This window comes from Oceaniferula spumae (genome assembly GCF_042849255.1).
GTDB lineage: Bacteria > Verrucomicrobiota > Verrucomicrobiia > Verrucomicrobiales > Akkermansiaceae > Oceaniferula > Oceaniferula spumae.
In genome coordinates, this window is record NZ_AP026866.1 from 1,514,951 (window position 1) to 1,535,474 (window position 20,524).

Here is a 20,524-nt window from a genome sequence, read left to right on the forward strand (position 1 = left end):
CAGTGAGCAGTGTTAACATGTAAATCATCCTGTCTAATCTCCCTCAATTCCATTCCATGGTGTTACAGGTGCGTAGAAATGCCCTGCTGCCGTGAAAAATGTCACCCGTTTAACTCGCCAAGACCGTGTGCTGACACTATTTAAGCCGCGCTATGACCACTGATGCTGTAAAAGAAGTCCGCGTCTTCGCACCCGCCACCGTCGCTAACGTCGCGTGTGGTTTCGATGTGCTTGGGTTTGCCATTGAGGCACCTGGAGACGAAGTTGTTGCCCGTCACTCCAACAAACCTGGCCTGCGCATCACCAAGATTACCGGCGATAATGGCAAACTTCCCAAGGATCCGGAGAAAAATACCGCCGGTGTGGCAGCTCTCGATCTACTCCGTCACCTCGGTATGAGCGATCGCGGCATCGAGCTTGAAATCCACAAGAAAATGCCCTTCGGCAGCGGTCTTGGATCTTCCGCCGCCTCCGCCGTCGCCGGTGTCTATGCGGTGAACAAACTCATTGGCGAGCCGCTGGCCAAAAAACAACTTCTCCCGTTCGCCATGCAGGGCGAGGCCAGTGCCGATGGTGCGTGGCACGCTGACAACGTTGGCCCCAGCCTGTTGGGCGGTGTGGTCTTTATCCGATCGAACCAAGAGCTCGATATCGCCCAGCTCCCAGTGCCGGCAAACCTCTGGGCTGCCGTAGTGCATCCAGAGATGGAAATCCTCACCAAGGTCGCCCGCGAAATCCTCCCCACTGATATTCCGATGGTCAACGCCACTCAGCAAATCGGCAACCTCGGCGGCCTGATCTGTGGTCTGATCCAAGAAGACTACGCCATGATTGGTCGGTCCATTCACGATGTCATTGCCGAACCGCGCCGCCAGAAACTCATCCCTGAATTTTACAATGCGAAACGGGCTGCCATGGCACAGGGCGCTCTCGGATTCTCCATCTCAGGTGCCGGCCCCAGCGTCTTCGCGCTTTGTGAAGGTGAAGAAGTAGCTCAGCGTGCAGGGGCTGCCATTTCCAAGGTGTTCGATAAAATCGAGCTGGAAAATCAGTGCTACGTCTCCAAGATCAATAAAGAGGGCGTGCATGTGATTGCCTGATATCGCCTTGTCTTTCTGTCGTTTAGACGACTTGCTACCAAGTTATTCACATCGCATTCCTGTGATGTGAAAACTTGTACCTTATAGGTTGAACGGATTGCAGCTTTACACGGAAATCACTTGAGGGGCCTTGCTCCTAGCAGCTTTCAGAATCTGTTAGGCGTGTTTATATAAGGCTCTTATTTTAAGCTTTATGCGTAAAAACACTGGTTAGAAAGCATCTAAATCGGATCAGTTAATTACTGTGAAAACCCGATAATCAACTAACAAAAATATCCTCTTTCAAGAGCCCGAATATCAAGCACTTAGGTGACAGCTCTGACACAAGGCAATCCACCATCGAGTGCTTGTTGGTGTTTTTCACCAAGTTATTCACATACAGAGCAGATGAACAGCGGTTTCGGCCCGACCGCTCTAGGGTAGGTAAATTGTCAAGAAAGATTAACTATTTATCTGGCCAGCCTGTGAGTTTTGTCATAATGTAAGCCAAGTCTTTACCCCGACCACCCTTACTCATGAGCAGCATAGCCGATCGCAAACAGCACCTCAACGTGCGTGACACCCAGATGGAAATGACCCCCCGCGGAGCTGTAGGCTCCAGTCCGCTTACCGAGGATTTCACCGGCAAGCTGAAAGAGGCTCAAACCCAACTCGAGCAGCTTCAGCAGCAACAAGCCGAAGTCGAACGCCAGCGTCAAGAGCTCCAAGATCTGAATGACAGCAAGGAAGAGTTCATCCACGGCCAAGTGGAAATCAGCGAAAAGCTCAGCACGGCGGTCACCGCGATGGACCGGGAAATTTTTGCCGCTCGTCAGGAAATTGAAGAACTCGAGCAGGCGCGTATTTGTTTTGCCGATCACCTTGAGAAGATCAATCAGCTCAATCCTGACGGCTGGAACAATGACAGCCTGCGCCAGGATCTCACTCGCGCCATTTCCGTACTGGATCTGGCTGAAGATGAATTTGAACAAGCCTGTGATCACTTCTCCGGTGGCCGCAGTGCATCCATCTTTGGAGGCGGAGGAGCCAAACCCAAACGCGCTGCCAGCAGCAACAGCGAAAGCGAATTTGCCACCATGCTGCGCAATGGCCTCGCATTTAATCTGCCTGTCGTCCTGCTAGGAACCCTCGCTTTGATCATCTACTTGGTGAAATAATGCCCTTTTTGAGTAGTCAAACCATGGACTCCAACCTGCCAACATCAGAGGCTGGGCCTGACGTGGACTCACTCAGCGCCCGGGAGATCGAACTGCGTAGACAGATCGAGCAGCTTCAGGATTATGTCGAACACGGACCTGAACGCGAACGCATGGCCGAGGAAGAACGCATGCGCACTTTGCCTCCGCCGTCGGAAATCCAAGACCGGCTTCGCGAAAAGAAATTCATGGACCAGCTCAGCCGCGGTGAGTTGAGAAATGAAATGCGGAATCAGACCAAGAGCGGATTGCTTTTGTGCCTGCTGATTCTGGCAACTTTGGCCATCGGCTGGTGGATTTACAAAACGGTGCAATAGACAGCGTCGTCGAGTTCGGCAGAGAAGAATCATACATGACTCCGTGTGAAGTAGGAGGTCCGCAACATTTGGTGCATTTTTTTCTATACATCCCCACGCGATGATAGGACAAATTGGGTAGTTAACTCGTATTTGTAATCTCCTAACGATTACAAACGGACACATTGTTTCAGCGCACACATTGTGCAATGTCTCCGGATTTTAACCACATCCCAACATGGCCACATGCATCGCCAATCATCAACTCATTCATTGAGAGCGCTGAAATCTGCTTCATACCACTTCCTGTTTAACATCCTGCTCGCCATTTCTGGCATTGTAATAATCGGCTGCGGCCTCGTGATTCAGGAAAAACTGTGGGTAACTATCGGTGCTTCCTGCTTACTCTTCACCGGCCTCTCCATAGCTGTCTTCTTCCTAAGATGTTACTCATGGAGGTGCCCACTGTGCATTGGACGAGTCTGGGTCAAGAGCGGCTGTCGCCGCCACCGTAAGGCGGTGAAAGCGATGGGAATCAGCTACAGACTGGGTGTCGCCACCGCGGTGATCAGGCATAAACCTTACCGCTGCCCCTACTGCGGTGAACCGTTCAGTTCTACTCAATCTTTGAGGTAAGGGCACAGATTCATTCTTAATCAGCTGGAGAAATTTCGACATCTGTTAGAAAAACGATCACTTTTTCAGTAGGCATCTCACAAGGTTTGAGGTGATCGCCTGAAGCTGACTGATAGTAATTCAGACTGATAAAATCATTTCCGCCTAACTCCTCGGCGTAGATTTTGTAGGACCTGCCAGCATTGTATGTCTTTTTACTGATGCTATATTTTACTCCAAAATAGAAACCCACCGAGTAACCATCAGGGATTCTATGTATCAGATTTCGTATCGATTCAGACTTCATGGTTCGTTGTCAGATGACCGAGCTTCACTTGGTCGACCAAGTCGGGAAATCCGTCCAGTATATACCTCATCTTCGGATCAATGTATGTTCGGCAGAAGGGTTTGGCTGGGTTCTTGAAGTAGTAATTAACGATCTCATCGTGTGATGGCTTGAAGTCTCGATACGGCAGAACTCGAGTGATCAGTGGCCGGTCGGTTCCATTTTGCAGCTGCTCGAGAACCTGTTGAATTTCCTCCTTCTGGAATTCATCAAAATAATAGACAGCGCTCCGATACGTTTTTCTCATGCTGTGGTCCGACTGACTGGCATGAGTCTCGACATGTATCTGTATCAGCCCCTTCAATGAAATCTTCTCTGGGAAATAGTGAATGATCACGCCTTCGGAAAAACTCTCATCCACACCAGACGATGAGATCCAGCCCTGCTCGACTCTTTCCACGCCCTTCAGAGCCAGAAAAACAGCCTCTGTGCACCAATGACAGCCGCCACCGACTGCTATCTTGCACAATTTCACTCCTCTCGACATATCTTCCCTCAGGGTTCCCACGCTCCAACATTTTGCAAGTGTGCCGTTACAATATGGGAATACGTCCACCTGTGCGGAATGCCCCTTCCGCTACTGACATCCCAGAGTGTATCAAGGCTTGAAACTTTTCAACGAACGCTTCAGCTTCTCCCGCATGAGCAACGAGAATATGGACGTCCGCTACGTCGCCGATCTGGCACGGATCGATCTCAGCGACCAAGAATGCGCCACTTTCCAAGGGCAGCTGGATGCCATTCTTGGTTACATCGAAAAACTCAAAGACGTCGACGTAGATGGCATCGAGCCCACGGCTCACGCCTCACCTGTATTCGATCGACTTCGAGAAGATGTTTCCCGCCCAGGTCTCGGTCAGGCCGACCTCTTACAGAATGCTCCAGACAGCGGCAAAGGCCAAATCCGTGTGCCTAAAGTTGTAGACGCCTAATTTCCTACTTTCCTACTTCCTAGCCCCCCCGACACCCGATCCCTGATTTATAATGTCTCTCGCATCCCAATCCATTTCCAGTCTTCGCCGCCAACTAGTCAGTGGTGACATCCAGCCTGGCGACATCCTCGACGACCTCGCATCTGCCATCGATTCTAACAACGGAACCGTTGGCGCCTACCTCTCGCATGATCTCGAAACAGCCAAGGCCGAGGCTAACAATGCCGATCTTAGCAAATCCCTGGGCGGCATCCCAATCGCGATCAAGGACAACATCAATGTAAAAGGGCATCCATGCTCCTGCGCTTCCAAATTCCTCGATGGTGCCTACACCGCGCCTTACGATGCTACTGTCATCGCCAAACTTCGCGAAGCTGGAGCAGTTCCATTTGGCCGGGCCAACATGGATGAATTTGCCATGGGCTCCACGACGGAGAGTTCGGCACTTGGAAAAACAACCAACCCGCATGATGCCACCCGCACTCCTGGCGGATCATCCGGAGGTTCCGCTGCAGCAGTTGCAGCTAACAGTGCCATTGCAGCACTCGGCTCGGACACCGGTGGTTCCATCCGCCAGCCGGCCAGCCACTGTGGTGTCGTCGGGCTCAAGCCATCTTACGGCCGGGTTTCCCGCTATGGCTTGGTCGCCTTCGCATCGTCCCTGGATCAGATCGGGCCGATCACCCGCACTGTGGAAGATGCTGCGCTGATGCTCAATGCTATTTCCGGATATGACACTTCGGATTCCACTTCTCTGGACCACGACGTGCCGGATTTCACACAGGGACTCGACAACGGTGTAGCCGGAATGAAACTCGGCCTGCCTAAAGAATACTTTGGTGAAGGCATCGATCCCGCAGTTCGAAAATCTGTGGATGCGGCCATTGCCAAGCTTGAGGGCCAAGGTGCCGAGCTTGTGGAGATTTCACTGCCTCACACTGAGTATGCGGTGGCGACTTATTACATCATCGCTCCCGCCGAAGCTTCATCCAATTTATCGCGATTTGACGGAGTCCGCTATGGCAACCGCGTCGATCAGCCTGAAGATGTGTTAGACCTTTACCGTCGTAGCCGCGAACAAGGTTTCGGGCCGGAGGTTAAACGCCGTATCATTCTCGGCACCTATGTGCTTTCCTCGGGTTACTATGATGCTTACTACTCCCGTGCGCAGAAGGTCCGCACATTGATCCGGCAGGACTTTTTGAATGCCTACGAAAACGTCGACGCTATTCTCTCCCCCGTCGCTCCGAGTGCTGCCCCTTTGTTAGGAGCCGATAAGGACAACCCTTTACAGCAATACCTCGCAGATATCTACACCTTATCAGCCAACCTCTCCGGTATCTGCGGCATCAGCGTGCCCGCTGGAACGGTGACTTCTGAGAACAATACCCAGTTACCCGTAGGTCTACAAATCCTGGGTCCACACATGGGCGAGCAAAAATTACTGCAAATCGCACGGGCTGTGGAGATGGGCTAATTGATATGCCAAAGTGGCCAAGATGCAGATGATGTTTTCAACGTTACCGCATCGTATAATCCGAAAGCCGTGAGCGAGCGATACGACAAAGCTACGGCCGGACACTATGCAGCCTACCGACCTCCGCTCCATGAGCTGATTCTCGATTTATCGCTCGATGCCGAGGAGTCCTTTGCATCTGGTTTGGACTTTGGATGCGGCACTGGTTACTCCTCGGTCGCCTTGGCCAAATACTGCCAACATGTCAGCGCTGTCGATGCCAGCCTAGACATGCTAGACCTAGCCGAGCCTCATCCTAGGATCACCTATACTCATGGAACGGTGGAATCAGTTTCTGGATCGCCAGCCAGACCATTCGACATCGTTACCTTTGCCGGATCGCTTTTTTATGTCAAATCCAAGGCATTGCACAGTGCTCTGAGTTCGGCATGCGGAACTGGTTGTGCTGTGATCGTCTATGATTTCGAAATTCTGATAGACGAATTACTCAACGATATCGGTATTGAAATCCCAGCCCAAAAATCAGACTATCAGCATGATGTCGGCCTTTCTGAATGGAACGACTACGCCCTCGAAACCGATATTTCAAAACGTGTAAAACTCACGATCACGCCACAGCAAGCAGCTCATATTTTACTATCTGATTCGACGCGCTATGACGTATTACGCACCGAATTCAGTCAGGAAGAGCCCTTTGATAGCTTGGTGAAACGGTATCAAGAAACGAAAAACTCCGTGTCTGTCAGTGCTGATATTTGGAGCAAGCGTTATCGGTTGGCTTCTGAGAGAACTGCCTGAGGGGCTCAGAGGGCTGATCAATTTGCGCCCACGAGTTGCTTCTCAAGTTTGGCGATTACCTTGGATGCTGCGTCGTTGGCCGCCACGCCGAGATCATCGCCTTGAGTGGAGGTAATATGACGGGGAACACCTCCGTTGGTGATTCCCAGCCAGCCGTCGAGATCAGAAGGTTTGAAACCAGGATATAGATCAGCTCGGTTATACTGCATTACGACCACGGTATCGCCCCAGTCGACTCCGGCATGCACGGCGTTTTTGGTCATCGATAGCAGGCATTCACGACTCGCTGTGATGGTGGAAGGTTCACAATTCACCACGTAGACGATGGCATCAGCATCAGCTAAGAGACATTGCTCAGCAGCCTGATGCATCGGCGTGCCAGAAATAGTGAAAACCCGCACGCGCACAAATGGGCCATCGGGTAGAGGCTCTGGCCAGATAAACTCAGTGCGTGCGCACTCGGCGCCCGACAGCACTGCGGTTCTCACAGGCGACTGCCCGTGGGCGGCTGCGAGTTGATTGATAATCTGCAGCTTCCCGGCACCAGGTTGACCGACCACCGCTATCTTGATGATAACCTCTCCTTTGTCGTTCTCCCAGTGTGCCATGGTGCTTGGTGTTGGTGATTTTCTCACCGGTGCTTGTTTCAGAAACATAAAAAATCCCCCGTGATTCACGCACAGCGCAACCACGGGGGATGAAATTGCTTAGACCAGCTTGCCGATCTCACGAGCGACAATGATCAGTGTCTCTTGAACACCTGGGCCGTAGCCACCTTCATGGAGGACAGCTACAGTGGCATCTCCCTCAGTGAGGAAATCCACGGAGCCACCACCAGAGCTGAGCTTCATCTCGTCGGAATTACCGAAACCCATTCCTTGAAGAGCTTGGCGGAAATTGGACAAGGCGCTCGACTCATCGGCATTGACTACAGCGACATTGCGAATACCTGGAAGCGTGCGGGCACGTTGCAGGATTTCATCCACGGTCAGAATGTGATCGACACCAAAGATGGCACGAAGCTCTAACTGCTGGAAACCAGTGCTCGACGAGCGGGAGGAACTTGCTGCGAACGGCTGTGGTTTAGGAGCGGCTTGTTCCTGACGAGGCTCAGGTGTGGACGCTGTGGCCTGCAAAGCAGGTGCGGGTGCTGGAGCTGCTTGATATGCAGGCTCAGACTGAGCAGGTTGAGCACTCTGCATCGCTTGAGTGGGTTGAGCTTGCTGGAGCGGCTGGGTAGCACGGGGCTCTTGGGCAGCCGGCTCGGATACTTGATAGCGAGGCTGAACAGCTGCGAAATCTTGCTGAGGCTCGAGACCAGCCTTGGCGGCTTCGTAGTCATGTTGATCATGCTGGGCATTAACAGCTACGAATGGAGAACTTTCTTTGGCTGCTGGAGCCACGGGAGCGGCTTCCATGAACTGGCCGCCCTGCTGCTCGGAAAAACCATTCATTTGAAATGGTCCACCGGCACCATTGTGTGCTGCTTCAAAGGCATTCGGCTGGGATGCTTCCTGCTGAGGCTGCTCGGAGCGATTGGTCACCGGGCTATCGGCTGCAACACCAAGTGCGGGAGGTTGTCCCTCTGGACGAGGCTGTGGAATGGCACCGCGTTCTTCGGCAGCTGGCTGTGCCACGTGCTGGAAAGGAGAATCTTTGGTTACGGCTGCGAAAGGAGAGTTTTGATCTGATTGATTCCCAGCGGATGCAAACGGGCTGCCGTTTTGACCGTTATAAGAGCCATTGGAGGAACCGTTTTGTGCGCTGGGCTGCGCGTCTGGTGCGATGCTGAAGATACCTTGCTGGGACATGATGATGGGTGGATGCTGGTTAACTGGAGGTTTTGTTGCTTTGAGAATGACGGGTTACGTTCCTTTTCAGACCACAATCCGCACATTCCGTTCGGAATTTTTTAAAAGTTTATTTAACAACCTTAAAAAACGCACTCAACCGATATTCAGCCTTACTTTATCAGAGCCGGGGCAGTCCTACCTCATTGAGCACGGTGGGTCTTATACTGGAATTCGGGGAGCAAGACAATAAAAAATCAACAAAAGTTCAATTTTAATTTAAAAAACAAATAATATCTGTAATCCCACAGTATCCTGAACGATTCCCCTTCCCTAGAGTAGAACCTATGCAGCTGAAAGCTATTGGCCACCCATAGCCCTTTTAACCAGGCTAGGGGTGGCGGAGTGACCAGTCATCACGATGCTTTCTCAAACACGATCTTCCCGTCCTTGCTGTCCACTTGGACCACATCTCCATCCTGGAACTTACCTTCCAGAACTTCCAAACTGAGAGGATCGAGCAAGTGTTTCTGAATCGCGCGCTTAAGCGGGCGAGCTCCGTAGACAGGATCGTAACCCTGGTTTCCGAGAAACTCCTTGGCGTCTTCAGAAAGGGCCAGGCCGATGCCCTGCTTGGCAAGGCGCTTCCGCACCCGCTCGAGTTGCAACCCGACGATGGTGGTGAGTTCATCGCGCTTGAGGCGGTCAAAGATCACCGTTTCGTCGATCCGGTTCAAGAACTCGGGACGGAAGTGGCTGCGCAGTGCGTCGGTAACCTTAGCTTCACGCTGCTCTTCATTTTCCTCACCCAGGATGAACTGGCTGCCGATGTTAGAGGTCATGATCAACACCGTGTTCCGGAAGTCGACCGTGCGGCCTTGGCCATCGGTAATACGACCGTCGTCTAACACTTGCAGTAGAACGTTGAAAATATCCGGGTGCGCTTTTTCGATTTCGTCGAACAGAACCACAGAGTATGGATGTCTTCTAACATGCTCGCTGAGCTGCCCGCCCTCTTCGTAGCCGACGTATCCCGGAGGAGCTCCGATCAGTCGAGCGACGCTGTGTTTTTCCATGTACTCGGACATGTCGATGCGAACCATCGATTGCTCATCGTCGAACAAGAATTCTGCTAGGGCCTTGGATAGCTCGGTCTTACCGACACCAGTGGGGCCGAGGAACAGGAAGGAACCGATCGGACGGTTTTCATCCTGGAGTCCGGCTCGAGCGCGGCGCACAGCGTTGGCTACGGCCTCCACCGCATCCTTCTGACCTACGACGCGCTTACCTATGCGTTTCTCCATCTGGACGAGTTTCTGTTTCTCACCTTCTTGGAGTCGGCTTACGGGGATGCCTGTCCAAGTCGAGATGACTCGGGCGATATCTCCCTCGGTCACTTCCTCTTTGAGGATTCGATGATCGCCCTGAAGGCTACCCAGCTTGGTCTTGGCGTCCTCGAGTTCTTTTTCAGCGTTGGGAATACTACCGTAGGTGAGCTCGGATGCACGGTTCAGATCACCGATGCGTTTGGCCTGCTCGGCTTCTTCCTTGAGCTCTTCGATTCGCTCTTGGGCGGATCTAACAACATCAATAACGTCCTTTTCATTCCGCCATCTGGTCATCAGCGTGGAGGATTCCTCTTTCAGGTTGGCCATTTCCTCCCGCACTTTTTCCAAGCGCGCAGCTGAAGCATCGTCGGTCTCTTTTTCGAGAGCCTGGCGTTCCATTTCCAACTGCATAACTTGACGTTCGATCTGGTCGATCTCAGTTGGCATCGAATCGAGTTCTATTTTCAAACGCGACGCTGCCTCGTCCATGAGGTCGACGGCCTTGTCCGGAAGAAATCGTTCGGTGATGTACCGGTCTGATAGAGACGCAGCAGCAACAATGGCGCCATCTGTGATGCGCACGCCGTGGTGCACTTCGTAACGTTCTTTCAGGCCGCGAAGGATGGCGATGGTGCTTTCAACACTGGGTTCATCGCAACGCACCGGTTGGAAACGGCGCTCTAGAGCGGCGTCCTTCTCGATGTATTTGCGATACTCGTCCAAAGTGGTGGCGCCAATAGCGTGCAGCTCCCCTCTTGCGAGTTGGGGTTTGAGCAAATTAGCGGCGTCCACGGCTCCCTCGCTGGCACCTGCGCCGACGAGTGTGTGCAGCTCGTCGATGAAGAGAATAATCTCTCCCTCTGATTCGGTCACCTCCTTGAGGAAGGCTTTCAAGCGGTCTTCGAATTCGCCTCGGTATTTGGCACCGGCAATCATGCCGCCGAGATCCATGGCGATCAGGCGCTTGTTCTTCATCGAGTCTGGCACGTCGCCACTGACAATGCGCCGAGCGAGTCCTTCGACGATGGCGGTCTTACCTGTGCCAGGCTCACCGATGAGCACGGGGTTGTTTTTGGTTCGGCGCGAGAGTACCTGCATGATGCGGCGGATTTCTTCATCGCGACCGATCACCGGATCAATTTTCCCTTCGCGGGCTTTTGCGGTCAGGTCTGTGCCGTATTTTTCCAGAGTCTGGTATTTCCCCTCCGGGTCTTGGTCGGTGACTTTCTGGCTGCCACGGACTTCCTTCAGAGCGGCATCGGCTTTTTTACGATCAAAGCCCACCTCCTTGAGAAGTTTTCCGGCAGGAGAATCAGACTTGAGAGCACCTAACAAGAAGTGCTCCACACTGAGATAGTCATCGCCTAGCTCGATGCGAATTTCATCGGCCGCGTCGAGATTTGCACGCAGACCGTAGCTCATTTGAGGTTGAGAGGCCGCGCCTTGGATGCGCGGCTCGCGGTCGAGGGCGCTGATGGTGGCGGCTTTCAGTTTACTCACATCGACACCGGACTTCTCCAGAATCGGCACGACGATGCCGTCATCCTGTTGCAGTAGGGCGAGGAGCACATGAACGCTTTTCAGCTCAGCATTTGCCGACTTAGACGCCAGTTGTTGGGCTGCTTGGAGCGCTTCTTGGAATTTGGTAGTTAGTTTATCGAGTCCCATAATTAAATTGGTTTAGGGTTATTGTTGGGTTGTTATCAGGATAATATGCAATTGATTGGGAAATTTCCCATGTATTATTTCTACCTACTAAGACGTCATCATAGCAACTTTTTGTTCACTTATTTTTGTGTTATTTTGTTGTTATGTTTAAAAATGGACAATTCAGGGGGAAATTCGTCGTAAGTTAGGGTGACATCATGACTTTTCGACTCACAGCACTGCTCATCGCCATCACGGCAAGCGTCGTTTTAACCTCTTGTGACAAGGGTGCTGCTGCGGCAGACAATCCACAGCCGCCACAAGAGTCTGGCCGTGATTTCAACGTAATTCATACATACGTGGCACTTTGCGACAATGAGTCTCAGGGAATCGCGCCCGTGCCGGCTAAAATAGGCAACGGCGACGATCCGGCTAACAATCTCTACTGGGGGTGCTCCGATGGCTCTCGAGCTTATTTTTCCAAAAGCAAACTGTGGACACGCCTGTCGGCAGGTAAGACCAAAGACCAGCCGCAAATTCTTGAACGCCTCATATTTCAACACAAGAAAAGCCGAACCCTACTGGTGATCGATGCCTGGCGCGGCTCGAGCATCCAACCGTGCATTCAGGAATTCTGCCAAAGTCTGGCAGGCCAGAAATATGAAACACTCACATTCAAGGACGACAAGGGTGAACATCAGGTAAATATCGCTGGAGGCGCTGACATGCTGGCATTCATCGGTCACAATGGTCTGATGGAGTTTAGCCTGCCTGCGCTACCGGCCAACCCGAATCGCAAGCAAGCAGTCTCCGCTGTAGTACTTTGCTGCAAGAGTCAGCACTTCTTTGCCAAACACATTGCCCCGTCAGGTGCCAAACCCAAGGTGATGACCGCATCCAATATGTATCCAGGCGCCTTCATCCTGCACGACGTCATCGAAGGCTGGTTAAAAAACGAAGACGAGACCAAGCTCCGCCTGCGCGCGGCCAAAGCCTATGCGAGAAACCAGAACATTAGCACCAAGAGCGCGCTCAACGTCTTTGCCCCTCTCCCATAAGCTGCTGATTTCCAAGCAAGCTTAGGAAAATAGATACAACTTCAACCTTGCAAGAACAGGCCTGCATCCTATATCCACCTGCCATGTCCAAGGTCTTGCCGCCCAAGCCTCGCAGCTTGAATCAAAAAACACAGATCACCATTGTGGCCTCAAAGTACAACGATGAGTTCACCGATGCGATGGTTGAAAACACCCACGAGGAACTCAATGAGTTGATTCCCAATGGTAACATCGAGTTGATTCGTGTGCCCGGAGCGTTTGAGATTCCGGTCGCAGTGGAAACCGTTCTGCGCCAAAGCAGACCCGATTGTGTGATCTGTCTCGGACTGATCATTCGCGGCCAGACAGCGCACGGCGACATGGTGGCCGAAAGTGTCACCCATGCCTTGCAGCAAATTTCCGTCAGCCACGCCACCCCTGTGGTTCACGAGGTGCTCTTGGTTGGCGACGAAAAACAAGCCTACGCTCGCTGCATCGGTAGCAAGCTCAACCGAGGTCGGGAAGCTGCTCGTGCTGCTGCCGCAATCATCGATACATTCACTCAACTCAAACGTAGCACATCGCGCGTTTTCCCAAGTAATGCTTAAACGGCGCCAAATCCGCGAAGCCGCGGTTCAGTTTCTCTATTTCGCAGACTTGGAAGAAGGTCCGGACGCGTCTGATATCCAAGACGCCTTCTGGGAAATCATCCAGGAAAATAGCCTGCGTAAACTCAGCCACGCGAAAGCGAAGGCTGTGCTGCACATTGCGCAAGGACGCGAAAGCCGCATCGCCCGACTCACCGAACGCACCCCTGTGGCGCTGGCTGAGCTAAAGGTCGTCGATGGCACATCCGCCCTGTCCTCGGCTCTGAAAAAAATCACCTCACAGGAGAGCCAACTCAGCGCGGCTTTGGACATCCTTAAAACCGCCAGCAAAAGCAAATCCGGTGACGATATACTAGACACCCGGCTCAAAGATGTCTTCATCGCCAGCCGCAGTCTCGCCCCAGTGCGCAAAACTTGGGAGCACACCTTGGAGGATTTTCCTGCTTGGAGAAACAAGCTCGAGGCTGTGACCTCTGCCATTGTGCATCTAGGTCGTATTTCCGAACGTCTCGACACCATCGATTCGCCCGAGGCCAGTTCACCGGGTATGCCTGAACTTGCGCACCTGCGATCCAGCGAAGACGAAATCAACAAATTCCGAAAAGCAACCATCGAACTGGTGCACGGTATCCTCAGTCACAAGGATGCCATTGATGAAAAACTTGTCTCGATTGTAGAAAACTACGCTCCTGAGCGAGTGGCACCCGTGGACCGCGCGATTCTGCGTCTCGGTGCCTATGAAATTCTCCACTGCCCTGATATCCCCCGTGCTGTGAGCATCAATGAAGCGATCGAAATCGCGAAGAAATTTGGCAGCACTGACTCGTCACGTTTCATCAACGGCGTGCTTGATGCCCTGTAATCCGCTTGCGACCGGAGAATTCACTCGGAACTCCACCGAACGATTCCTTGCTTACGGCTTGCAGCCCATTGATTGGGATGGTTTGATCGTTCACAGCAAGTTGCAAGAGCATCCATGAGCAAAAAATTAGAAATCCTAGGAAAGCAGAATATTCCCACCGAGGGAGCCCTCGTCATACCCGGTCGACTGGATTTCCATGAGATGCTTCAGATGGAGCAGTTGTTTTCTGGCAGGAAAATCACATGGCTCTGTGAGGAAAATGTCGTGCTCGATGATGCCGTGCGCAATTTCCTCGAAAGAGAGGGCGTCACAGCTGTTGCATTTTCAGCAAAAGATACTGCACCCGCCGCTGTTGGTGACAACCTGCGCGGAAACCTTGAGAAGGGAGGCGTCATTATCTATCTCGCTGGGCAGGTCTGCTCCAACTCGGGCGACTGCTGTCACATTTCTGCACCGGTGATCAAACAACTGTGCGCGCTGGGTTTGCCAGTGCTGCCAATTTCTGTTAGTAAACCAGCCGAGATCGCAAGCGCTCCTGAAAACACCACCAAGCTGCCCGACACGATCTTTTCCATCGGCGAACTTATCCCTGCGAAAGAGGTTAGCTCCGCAGCGTGGCGACAGGCTCTACTTCTCGCTGAGGAAGCCGCATTTTCCAGTCGCTCCTTCCTTAATGGATCTCTCCCCATGGCCCTTCTCGCCGGGCTTAAAAAACACGGATCATCCACCAAACTTTACGATGGCACCGATGACTCCGAACTAACATTTGATAAAGTTCTCGCGGCAGCTCTCGCTTTCTCAGTGGAGCTCAAGCAACTCACCAAGAAAAAACGTGTGGGGATCATCTTGCCTCCCGGCAAAGGTGGCATGGTCGCAAACCTTGCTGTCCTTTTCGCCGGTAAAATTCCGGTGAATATCAACTTCACCGCCAGTCACTCCGCGATCCAGTCGTCGATACGTCAGGCTGATCTTGATAAGTTCATCACGGCTGATCCATTCGTCCGCAAAGTATCATCATTCCCTTGGCCGCCTAACAGGGACCTGATTTTTATCGAACGCAGCCTGCCCAAGCTCAAGAAAAAGATCATCCGCTGGGTGATTCTATGCAAAATTCTCCCCACCTCGGTCATTGCACGCATGATCGGAATTGGCAAATCCTCGGGCGATGATGAAGCAGTGCTCTTGTTCACCTCCGGCTCATCAGGAGAACCCAAAGGTGTCCCCCTTTCCCATCGCAACGTGCTGGCGAACGTCTGTCAGTTCGGTAGCAGGATCTGTCTTGGCCACGAAACCAAGATTCTCGGATGCCTGCCGCTGTTCCACTCCTTTGGTAGCACCGTCACGCTTTGGTATCCCTGCATTGAAGGAGTGAATCTCGTCACCTACCCCAGCCCACTGGAAACCAAACGTCTTGCCGAACTGATCAATATGCATGGCGTGAACATGCTGCTGTCGACCCCCACGTTCCTACGCGGCTACATGCGCCGGGTGAAACCGGAACACCTCAAGTCTCTCGATTACGTTGTCACTGGTGCTGAAAAGCTTCCCGAGTCACTGGCTACCTCATTTAAGGAAAAATTTGGCATCTTGCCAATGGAAGGCTATGGCCTAACAGAAACATCACCAGCCACGAACGTCAATTTGCCGTCGCCCGAAAAAGAAGGTGACGCTCCGGTGATCGAGAGCAACCGATTTGGCTCAGTTGGTAAATTCCTTCCTGGCATGGCGGTCAAAATGACCAACCCTGCAACCGGAAAGCCGTCCCCCATCAATGAACAGGGAACTATCTGGCTACGCGGCGCGAACATTTTCCCTGGCTATCTTGGGGACGAGAAGAAGACGAATGAGGTCATTAAAGACGGCTGGTTCAACACAGGTGACATCGGTCGGTTAGATGATGATGGATTCTTATACATCGAAGGTCGTCTGTCTCGCTTCTCAAAAATCGCCGGGGAAATGGTTCCGCATGAAACCGTCGAAGCCGCCATCACCAAAGTGCTTGGGCTCGATCAGGAAACTGAACGAAAAATCGCTGTCGTCGGTATCCCCGATGAACAGAAGGGAGAAGCTATTGCCCTCCTAACAACAGTTTGTGGTCCAACCCTGGAGCAGGAATGCATCGATCTTCGATACAAGCTGATGGACGAAGGCATGCCCAGCCTGTGGTGTCCCAAGCTATTCATTCCTACAGACGAAATTCCGATTTTAGCATCTGGCAAACTCGACATCAAAGCCTGCCAGCAACTCGCCGAACGTTAAGTTGCGCCGAAATCCAATGAGGCTCGAAAAACACATTGGAGCTTTTGTTTTTTCGGATTAGTCTGCAGACATGAAATGTTTTCTACTTCTGTTACTCGGCTGTGCCAGCCTTTGCGCTCAGGTCCCACGAAATTGTAATCAAGCGATTGTCGGTGTTTCAAGTGGTTGGAACTCATCGCACGTCACCCTACGGATCTACGAAAAACAAGGTAATGCATGGCAGCCGGTCGGCGCGGCATGGAAAGGACGCCTTGGAGGTAATGGCCTCGCATGGGGTTATGGCATCCACCCCAACATCCAGTCAGCCGCCCCCCGGAAGCGCGAAGGCGACAAACGTGCACCAGCTGGTATTTTCAAACTAGGCGGAGCTTACGGATACGCCGACCAGATCCGCAAACACCCTGCACTAACATACCGCAAAGTAACCACTCGGGATCTCTGGGTAGAAGATCGTAACTCACCACATTACAATCGACATATTGTGCTTGGTCACACCCCATCATCCAGCTGGGAGAAGAAGGCCCAAATGCGCCAGAACGATCACGCCCACTCACTGAAGCTCTACATCGCTCACAACGACGCCATCCTAGGTGGTAAACCAGTGCCCGGACTCGGCTCCGCCATCTTCTTTCACATCTGGCGTGGAGGCGGTAGCAAATCCACAGCAGGCTGCACCACTATGTCGGAAAACCAGCTGAAACAATTGATCGCCCAAGTCGATCCTAAGAAAAACCCAGTCTACATTCTTCTACCGCAGAACGAATACCAGCAGCTACGGAGTGCTTGGAAGCTTCCGTAAGATTTATTGGCCCTGTCCCATGTTATCATTTTCAACCTGCTGGAACAATGCTCGCCACCCTGAGGGCGATGACATTATTGACGAGATTCTGAGTCTAGGCTTCGACACCATGGAGCTTAGTCACGGCATGACCATCAGCAAGCTGCCAGGCATTCAAAAGGCGTATCGTGCGGGGAAATTTCGCTGTTCAGGAGTTCACAACTACTTCCCTTCTCCGGTGGAGGTGATGATCGACGCACCAGACGCCTACGAGTTCAGCTCCCACCGTCCCTACGATCGACAACGGGCGATGGAGATGACTATCAAGACTCTCGAACTTGCAGCCGAGTTTAAGGCGAAGTATGTGGTCATGCACATGGGCTCCGTTCCCATGCCCTCAAAAAAGTGGACTAAACGCCTTACAGCTATGGTGAAAGATGGCCAACAGCTGACTCCTGAATTTGCCAAAGCGAAACTCGACTTCGTCAAAAAGCGCGAAAAAATTGCTCCGCTCTATTTCCAGCGCGCGATAGAGGCGCTGGAACAACTCTCTGAAAAAGCTGCGGAACTGCAAATCCCTCTCGCTGTCGAGTCACGCAGTCGTTTCGAAGATGTGCCAAGCGAAAGTGAAATGGTACGCCTGCAAGAGCACTTCAAAGACAATCCGTGGATCGGATACTGGCACGATTTCGGTCATGTTCAGCTCAAACACAACCTAGGTCTGTTAGACCATGATCAATGGCTCGGTAAGATGGCCCCCTATCTGATCGGGTGCCATGTTCACGATGTCTATTGGCCAGAACGCGACCACCGCGTGCCACTCACCGGTGAACTCGATTTTAAGAAACTCCTGCGTCACATTGATCCAAAGAAACCCTTGGTCTGGGAATTGAGCCCGACCCGAAAGGCGGATCAGATCAAGCAAGCCTTAAGCGTCTGGAAAGCCGCTTATCCAGAAACGCTGCAAGGTTAGCCGAGCGAAAATTTTAGTCTGCTAACTTGGTCATCTTCGTTGGGTCCAGCGCCTCTTCGACTTCGGCTTCACTCATCAAACCCTCGGCCAGCACGACTTCTTTCAAAGACAGACCTTCCACGTGCGCCTTTTTAGCCACTTTTGCCGCTCGTTCATAACCCAGTGCCGGAGTTAGTGCGGTGACCAACATTAGAGAGCGCTGGACTAGCTCTGTGCAGCGCTCCGCATTTACTTGAATACCATCGACACACTTTTCCGCGAACAATTTCACACCGTTGGCTAGGCTGTTGATCATTTCGTGAAGACTGTAGGCGAGCAAAGGAATGGTGGTGTTGAGTTCGAATTGGCCTTCGCGACCGCAGCCCGCCACGGTCACACAGAGCCCCTGCACGTAATGCCCAACTTGAACCATCATCTCACACATCACCGGATTGACTTTTCCGGGCATGATTGAAGATCCTGGTTGAACGGCCGGCAGAGAAATTTCACCTAAACCACTGCGGGGACCAGAACCTAACAAGCGCAGGTCATTGGCAATTTTCGTCACACTTGCAGCGATCACGTTGAGATAACCTGCCACCTCTACCACATCGTCCCGGCCTGCTTGCGCCTCAAAGTGGTTATCGGCTTGGCGAAAATTAAATCGTGTCACCTCATTGAGAGTGGACACTACGTTTTTAGCAAAATCAGAATGTGTATTGAGGCCGGTGCCCACTGCGGTGCCTCCGATCGCCAGCTCCTCCAAAGCATCCACTGCCATTTCCACACGCGAAAACGCTTTTGCAATCTGTGAGGCATAACCGGAGAACTCTTGCCCCAGAGTGATCGGCACGGCGTCCATGGTGTGGGTTCGGCCAATTTTCACGACTTCCCAGAATTCATCTGCCTTATTGGCCAAGGATTCATTCAGTTGCCTCAACGCCGGTTTGAGATGACCGTCGAGTGCCTGACAGATGCTCAAATGCAGGGCAGTCGGCATGACATCATTGGATGATTGCCCTAGATTAACATGGTCGTTGGGGTGAATTTCAATGTCGGTCCCTGAGAGCTGCATCGCGCGTGTGGCGATGACCTCATTTGCATTCATGTTGGTCGATGTACCCGAGCCTGTCTGGAACACATCCACCGGAAAGTGATCCATCAACTTTCCCTCTGCCACCTCCATGGCCGCCAACTTAATCAACTCACAACGTTCTTCGTCGAGTAGTCCTAACTGGAAATTTACCTCGGCACAGACGAGCTTCAGCTGGCCCAGACTCTCAATAAAAAGCTGAGGCATCCGATGCCCACTGACGGGAAAATTATCAACCGCTCGTTGAGTGGATGCTCCGTAGAGAGTGTCGTCAGGGAGTTCCAGCTCGCCCATTGAATCGTGAACTTTACGCATTGGCCAAGCCTAACACGGGTAGCTGGAAATGCCAGTAGGCAGATTTATGAATTCCGACTGTGGCTTACAAACTTAAAGCAGCCTTCACGGCCTCGCGCTTTAGCCTTAGCTCACGCCATTCGTTGACCAGTCGAGAAGCCTCGATGACACCGCAGCCTGATGGGATGGCAACATCCGCCCCCTCCCAGTGAATACCACGAATGGCAACCACTGCGCGAAATTCACCGTTTTTAAGCAATCCGAATGGTGCCCCGAAATAGGCAGGGCAGTCCATCCGTGCTCGCCAGTCAGCAAGCATGTGCAAAGTTTCCGCTGTGCGCGGAAGAGGTCCGAGAGCGGGAGTGGGATGCAGTCGCCGGATTAATTCATCCACGCCACGACTGGCAAAGAGCTCGACTTCGATCGATGTGTGAAAATGCACCAGCTGCCCCAAGTCCATGATGGCTCGCTCTGCGCGAGTCACACTCCCGATATCTGAAAGCTTCGCCACCAATGTCTGAGCGACAAATTCGTGTTCGCGAATCTCTTTCCCATCGACGGCGAAAACCTCGCGCTCGTCCGCCTTAGCCGTCCCAGCCAGCGCCATCGTCGAGAGTTTTCGGCCGTCGAGTTCAAACAGTAATTCCGGAGTTCCTCCACAGAATCCACGGCTCCCGTCTGACCAACCGTAGCTGTAGAATGGCGATCCCAGCGAAGCGAGATTTCCCATCAAACAGTTACCGTGTGCAGCATTGATCACGCCGTGCTCAGTGGCCACTGGAACTGATTTTTCAATCACCCCTCGACTGATCATTTCATTGATCTCGGCGAACACTTTCGCGAAGCCATCCGGCTCCAGTTCCTGCCAATCCACCTCAACATGCGATGACTCCAGCCCCACCTCAACAAGCGACTCGACTTCCCTCACCTCAGATGGAATTTTCCACGGTTGGGGATCGGACAGGGTGAAGTCGTTGCAGTAAAAAGCTGTGCCGGATTCCGGGGCGCTTGCCTGACTTTCAAAAGGTCCCAGACCCACCACATAGGGGCCATCCCCAGCTCTCATAAACGCCACAGCTTGATCTTGCACCCCCACAGTGAACAGCCGACGGAGAG

Annotated in this window: 19 protein-coding genes; 12 read left to right on the plus strand and 7 right to left on the minus strand. The window is 52.5% G+C overall.

Going from position 1 to position 20,524, the window contains the following annotated elements; all coding sequences use genetic code 11:
• The first annotated feature begins 152 nt into the window (after positions 1-152).
• The 3 genes from ACSPJT_RS06375 to ACSPJT_RS06385 all read left to right on the plus strand — a co-directional run bounded on the left by ACSPJT_RS06375 (position 153) and on the right by ACSPJT_RS06385 (position 2,613).
• Complete coding sequence (locus ACSPJT_RS06375) at positions 153-1,100, plus strand: homoserine kinase (protein WP_435895532.1); 948 nt, start codon at positions 153-155, stop codon at positions 1,098-1,100.
• Positions 1,101-1,615: 515 nt separating this feature from the next.
• Positions 1,616-2,257 (plus strand): hypothetical protein, encoded by a 642-nt coding sequence (locus ACSPJT_RS06380; RefSeq protein WP_435895533.1) that lies wholly within the window; start codon positions 1,616-1,618, stop codon positions 2,255-2,257.
• A 23-nt stretch (positions 2,258-2,280) separates the two neighbouring features.
• A complete protein-coding gene (locus ACSPJT_RS06385; protein ID WP_435895534.1) occupies positions 2,281-2,613 on the plus strand; it encodes a hypothetical protein in 333 nt (110 codons plus the stop codon).
• A 631-nt stretch (positions 2,614-3,244) separates the two neighbouring features.
• Here ACSPJT_RS06385 and ACSPJT_RS06390 read toward each other — a convergent pair.
• Together ACSPJT_RS06390 and ACSPJT_RS06395 are read right to left on the minus strand one after the other, a co-directional pair.
• Positions 3,245-3,514: a peptide methionine sulfoxide reductase gene (locus tag ACSPJT_RS06390; protein ID WP_435895535.1), complete on the minus strand. Its 270-nt coding sequence runs from the start codon at positions 3,512-3,514 to the stop codon at positions 3,245-3,247.
• A complete protein-coding gene (locus tag ACSPJT_RS06395; RefSeq protein WP_435895536.1) occupies positions 3,504-4,028 on the minus strand; it encodes a peptide-methionine (S)-S-oxide reductase in 525 nt (174 codons plus the stop codon). Before ACSPJT_RS06395 ends, ACSPJT_RS06390 begins: the two co-directional genes overlap by 11 nt.
• A gap of 166 nt (positions 4,029-4,194) precedes the next feature.
• On the opposite strand from ACSPJT_RS06395, the gene gatC reads away from it, so the two are divergent.
• The 3 genes from gatC to ACSPJT_RS06410 all read left to right on the plus strand — a co-directional run bounded on the left by gatC (position 4,195) and on the right by ACSPJT_RS06410 (position 6,760).
• Entirely contained in the window at positions 4,195-4,485 is a 291-nt protein-coding gene (gatC, locus tag ACSPJT_RS06400; protein WP_435895537.1) for an Asp-tRNA(Asn)/Glu-tRNA(Gln) amidotransferase subunit GatC, read from the plus strand.
• Between the two features lie 52 nt (positions 4,486-4,537).
• Positions 4,538-5,962, plus strand: a complete 1,425-nt coding sequence (gene gatA / locus ACSPJT_RS06405) for an Asp-tRNA(Asn)/Glu-tRNA(Gln) amidotransferase subunit GatA (RefSeq protein WP_435895538.1) — start codon at positions 4,538-4,540, stop codon at positions 5,960-5,962.
• Between the two features lie 69 nt (positions 5,963-6,031).
• Positions 6,032-6,760 carry a class I SAM-dependent methyltransferase gene (locus ACSPJT_RS06410; protein ID WP_435895539.1) on the plus strand — a complete coding sequence of 243 codons (729 nt, stop codon included), beginning with the start codon at positions 6,032-6,034 and terminating at the stop codon, positions 6,758-6,760.
• A gap of 17 nt (positions 6,761-6,777) precedes the next feature.
• Here the strand turns inward: ACSPJT_RS06410 and ACSPJT_RS06415 are convergent, their stop codons facing one another.
• The 3 genes from ACSPJT_RS06415 to clpB form a co-directional block, all read right to left on the minus strand.
• On the minus strand, positions 6,778-7,416 hold the full coding sequence (locus ACSPJT_RS06415; RefSeq protein WP_435895540.1) for a hypothetical protein: 639 nt from the start codon (positions 7,414-7,416) through the stop codon (positions 6,778-6,780).
• A gap of 51 nt (positions 7,417-7,467) precedes the next feature.
• Positions 7,468-8,571 carry a hypothetical protein gene (locus ACSPJT_RS06420; RefSeq protein ID WP_435895541.1) on the minus strand — a complete coding sequence of 368 codons (1,104 nt, stop codon included), beginning with the start codon at positions 8,569-8,571 and terminating at the stop codon, positions 7,468-7,470.
• A gap of 395 nt (positions 8,572-8,966) precedes the next feature.
• Positions 8,967-11,546 carry an ATP-dependent chaperone ClpB gene (gene clpB / locus ACSPJT_RS06425; RefSeq protein WP_435895542.1) on the minus strand — a complete coding sequence of 860 codons (2,580 nt, stop codon included), beginning with the start codon at positions 11,544-11,546 and terminating at the stop codon, positions 8,967-8,969.
• 197 nt (positions 11,547-11,743) lie between these two features.
• Here clpB and ACSPJT_RS06430 point away from each other — a divergent pair, with 197 nt between their 5' ends.
• The 6 genes from ACSPJT_RS06430 to ACSPJT_RS06455 all read left to right on the plus strand — a co-directional run bounded on the left by ACSPJT_RS06430 (position 11,744) and on the right by ACSPJT_RS06455 (position 18,042).
• Positions 11,744-12,583, plus strand: a complete 840-nt coding sequence (locus ACSPJT_RS06430) for a hypothetical protein (protein WP_435895543.1) — start codon at positions 11,744-11,746, stop codon at positions 12,581-12,583.
• Between the two features lie 83 nt (positions 12,584-12,666).
• Positions 12,667-13,170 carry a 6,7-dimethyl-8-ribityllumazine synthase gene (gene ribH, locus ACSPJT_RS06435; RefSeq protein WP_435895544.1) on the plus strand — a complete coding sequence of 168 codons (504 nt, stop codon included), beginning with the start codon at positions 12,667-12,669 and terminating at the stop codon, positions 13,168-13,170.
• Complete coding sequence (gene nusB, locus ACSPJT_RS06440; protein WP_435895545.1) at positions 13,163-14,032, plus strand: transcription antitermination factor NusB; 870 nt, start codon at positions 13,163-13,165, stop codon at positions 14,030-14,032. The genes ribH and nusB overlap by 8 nt, the downstream gene beginning before the upstream one ends.
• 114 nt (positions 14,033-14,146) lie before the next feature.
• Positions 14,147-16,291 (plus strand): AMP-binding protein, encoded by a 2,145-nt coding sequence (locus tag ACSPJT_RS06445; RefSeq protein WP_435895546.1) that lies wholly within the window; start codon positions 14,147-14,149, stop codon positions 16,289-16,291.
• 70 nt (positions 16,292-16,361) lie between these two features.
• Complete coding sequence (locus ACSPJT_RS06450) at positions 16,362-17,090, plus strand: L,D-transpeptidase family protein (protein WP_435895547.1); 729 nt, start codon at positions 16,362-16,364, stop codon at positions 17,088-17,090.
• A 19-nt stretch (positions 17,091-17,109) separates the two neighbouring features.
• Positions 17,110-18,042 (plus strand): sugar phosphate isomerase/epimerase family protein, encoded by a 933-nt coding sequence (locus ACSPJT_RS06455; protein ID WP_435895548.1) that lies wholly within the window; start codon positions 17,110-17,112, stop codon positions 18,040-18,042.
• 13 nt (positions 18,043-18,055) lie between these two features.
• Here ACSPJT_RS06455 and ACSPJT_RS06460 read toward each other — a convergent pair whose 3' ends face one another.
• Positions 18,056-19,429, minus strand: coding sequence for a class II fumarate hydratase (locus tag ACSPJT_RS06460; protein WP_435895549.1), 1,374 nt, complete (start codon positions 19,427-19,429; stop codon positions 18,056-18,058).
• A 64-nt stretch (positions 19,430-19,493) separates the two neighbouring features.
• Positions 19,494-20,474 (minus strand): chorismate-binding protein, encoded by a 981-nt coding sequence (locus tag ACSPJT_RS06465; RefSeq protein ID WP_435895550.1) that lies wholly within the window; start codon positions 20,472-20,474, stop codon positions 19,494-19,496.
• Positions 20,475-20,524 lie beyond the last annotated feature (50 nt).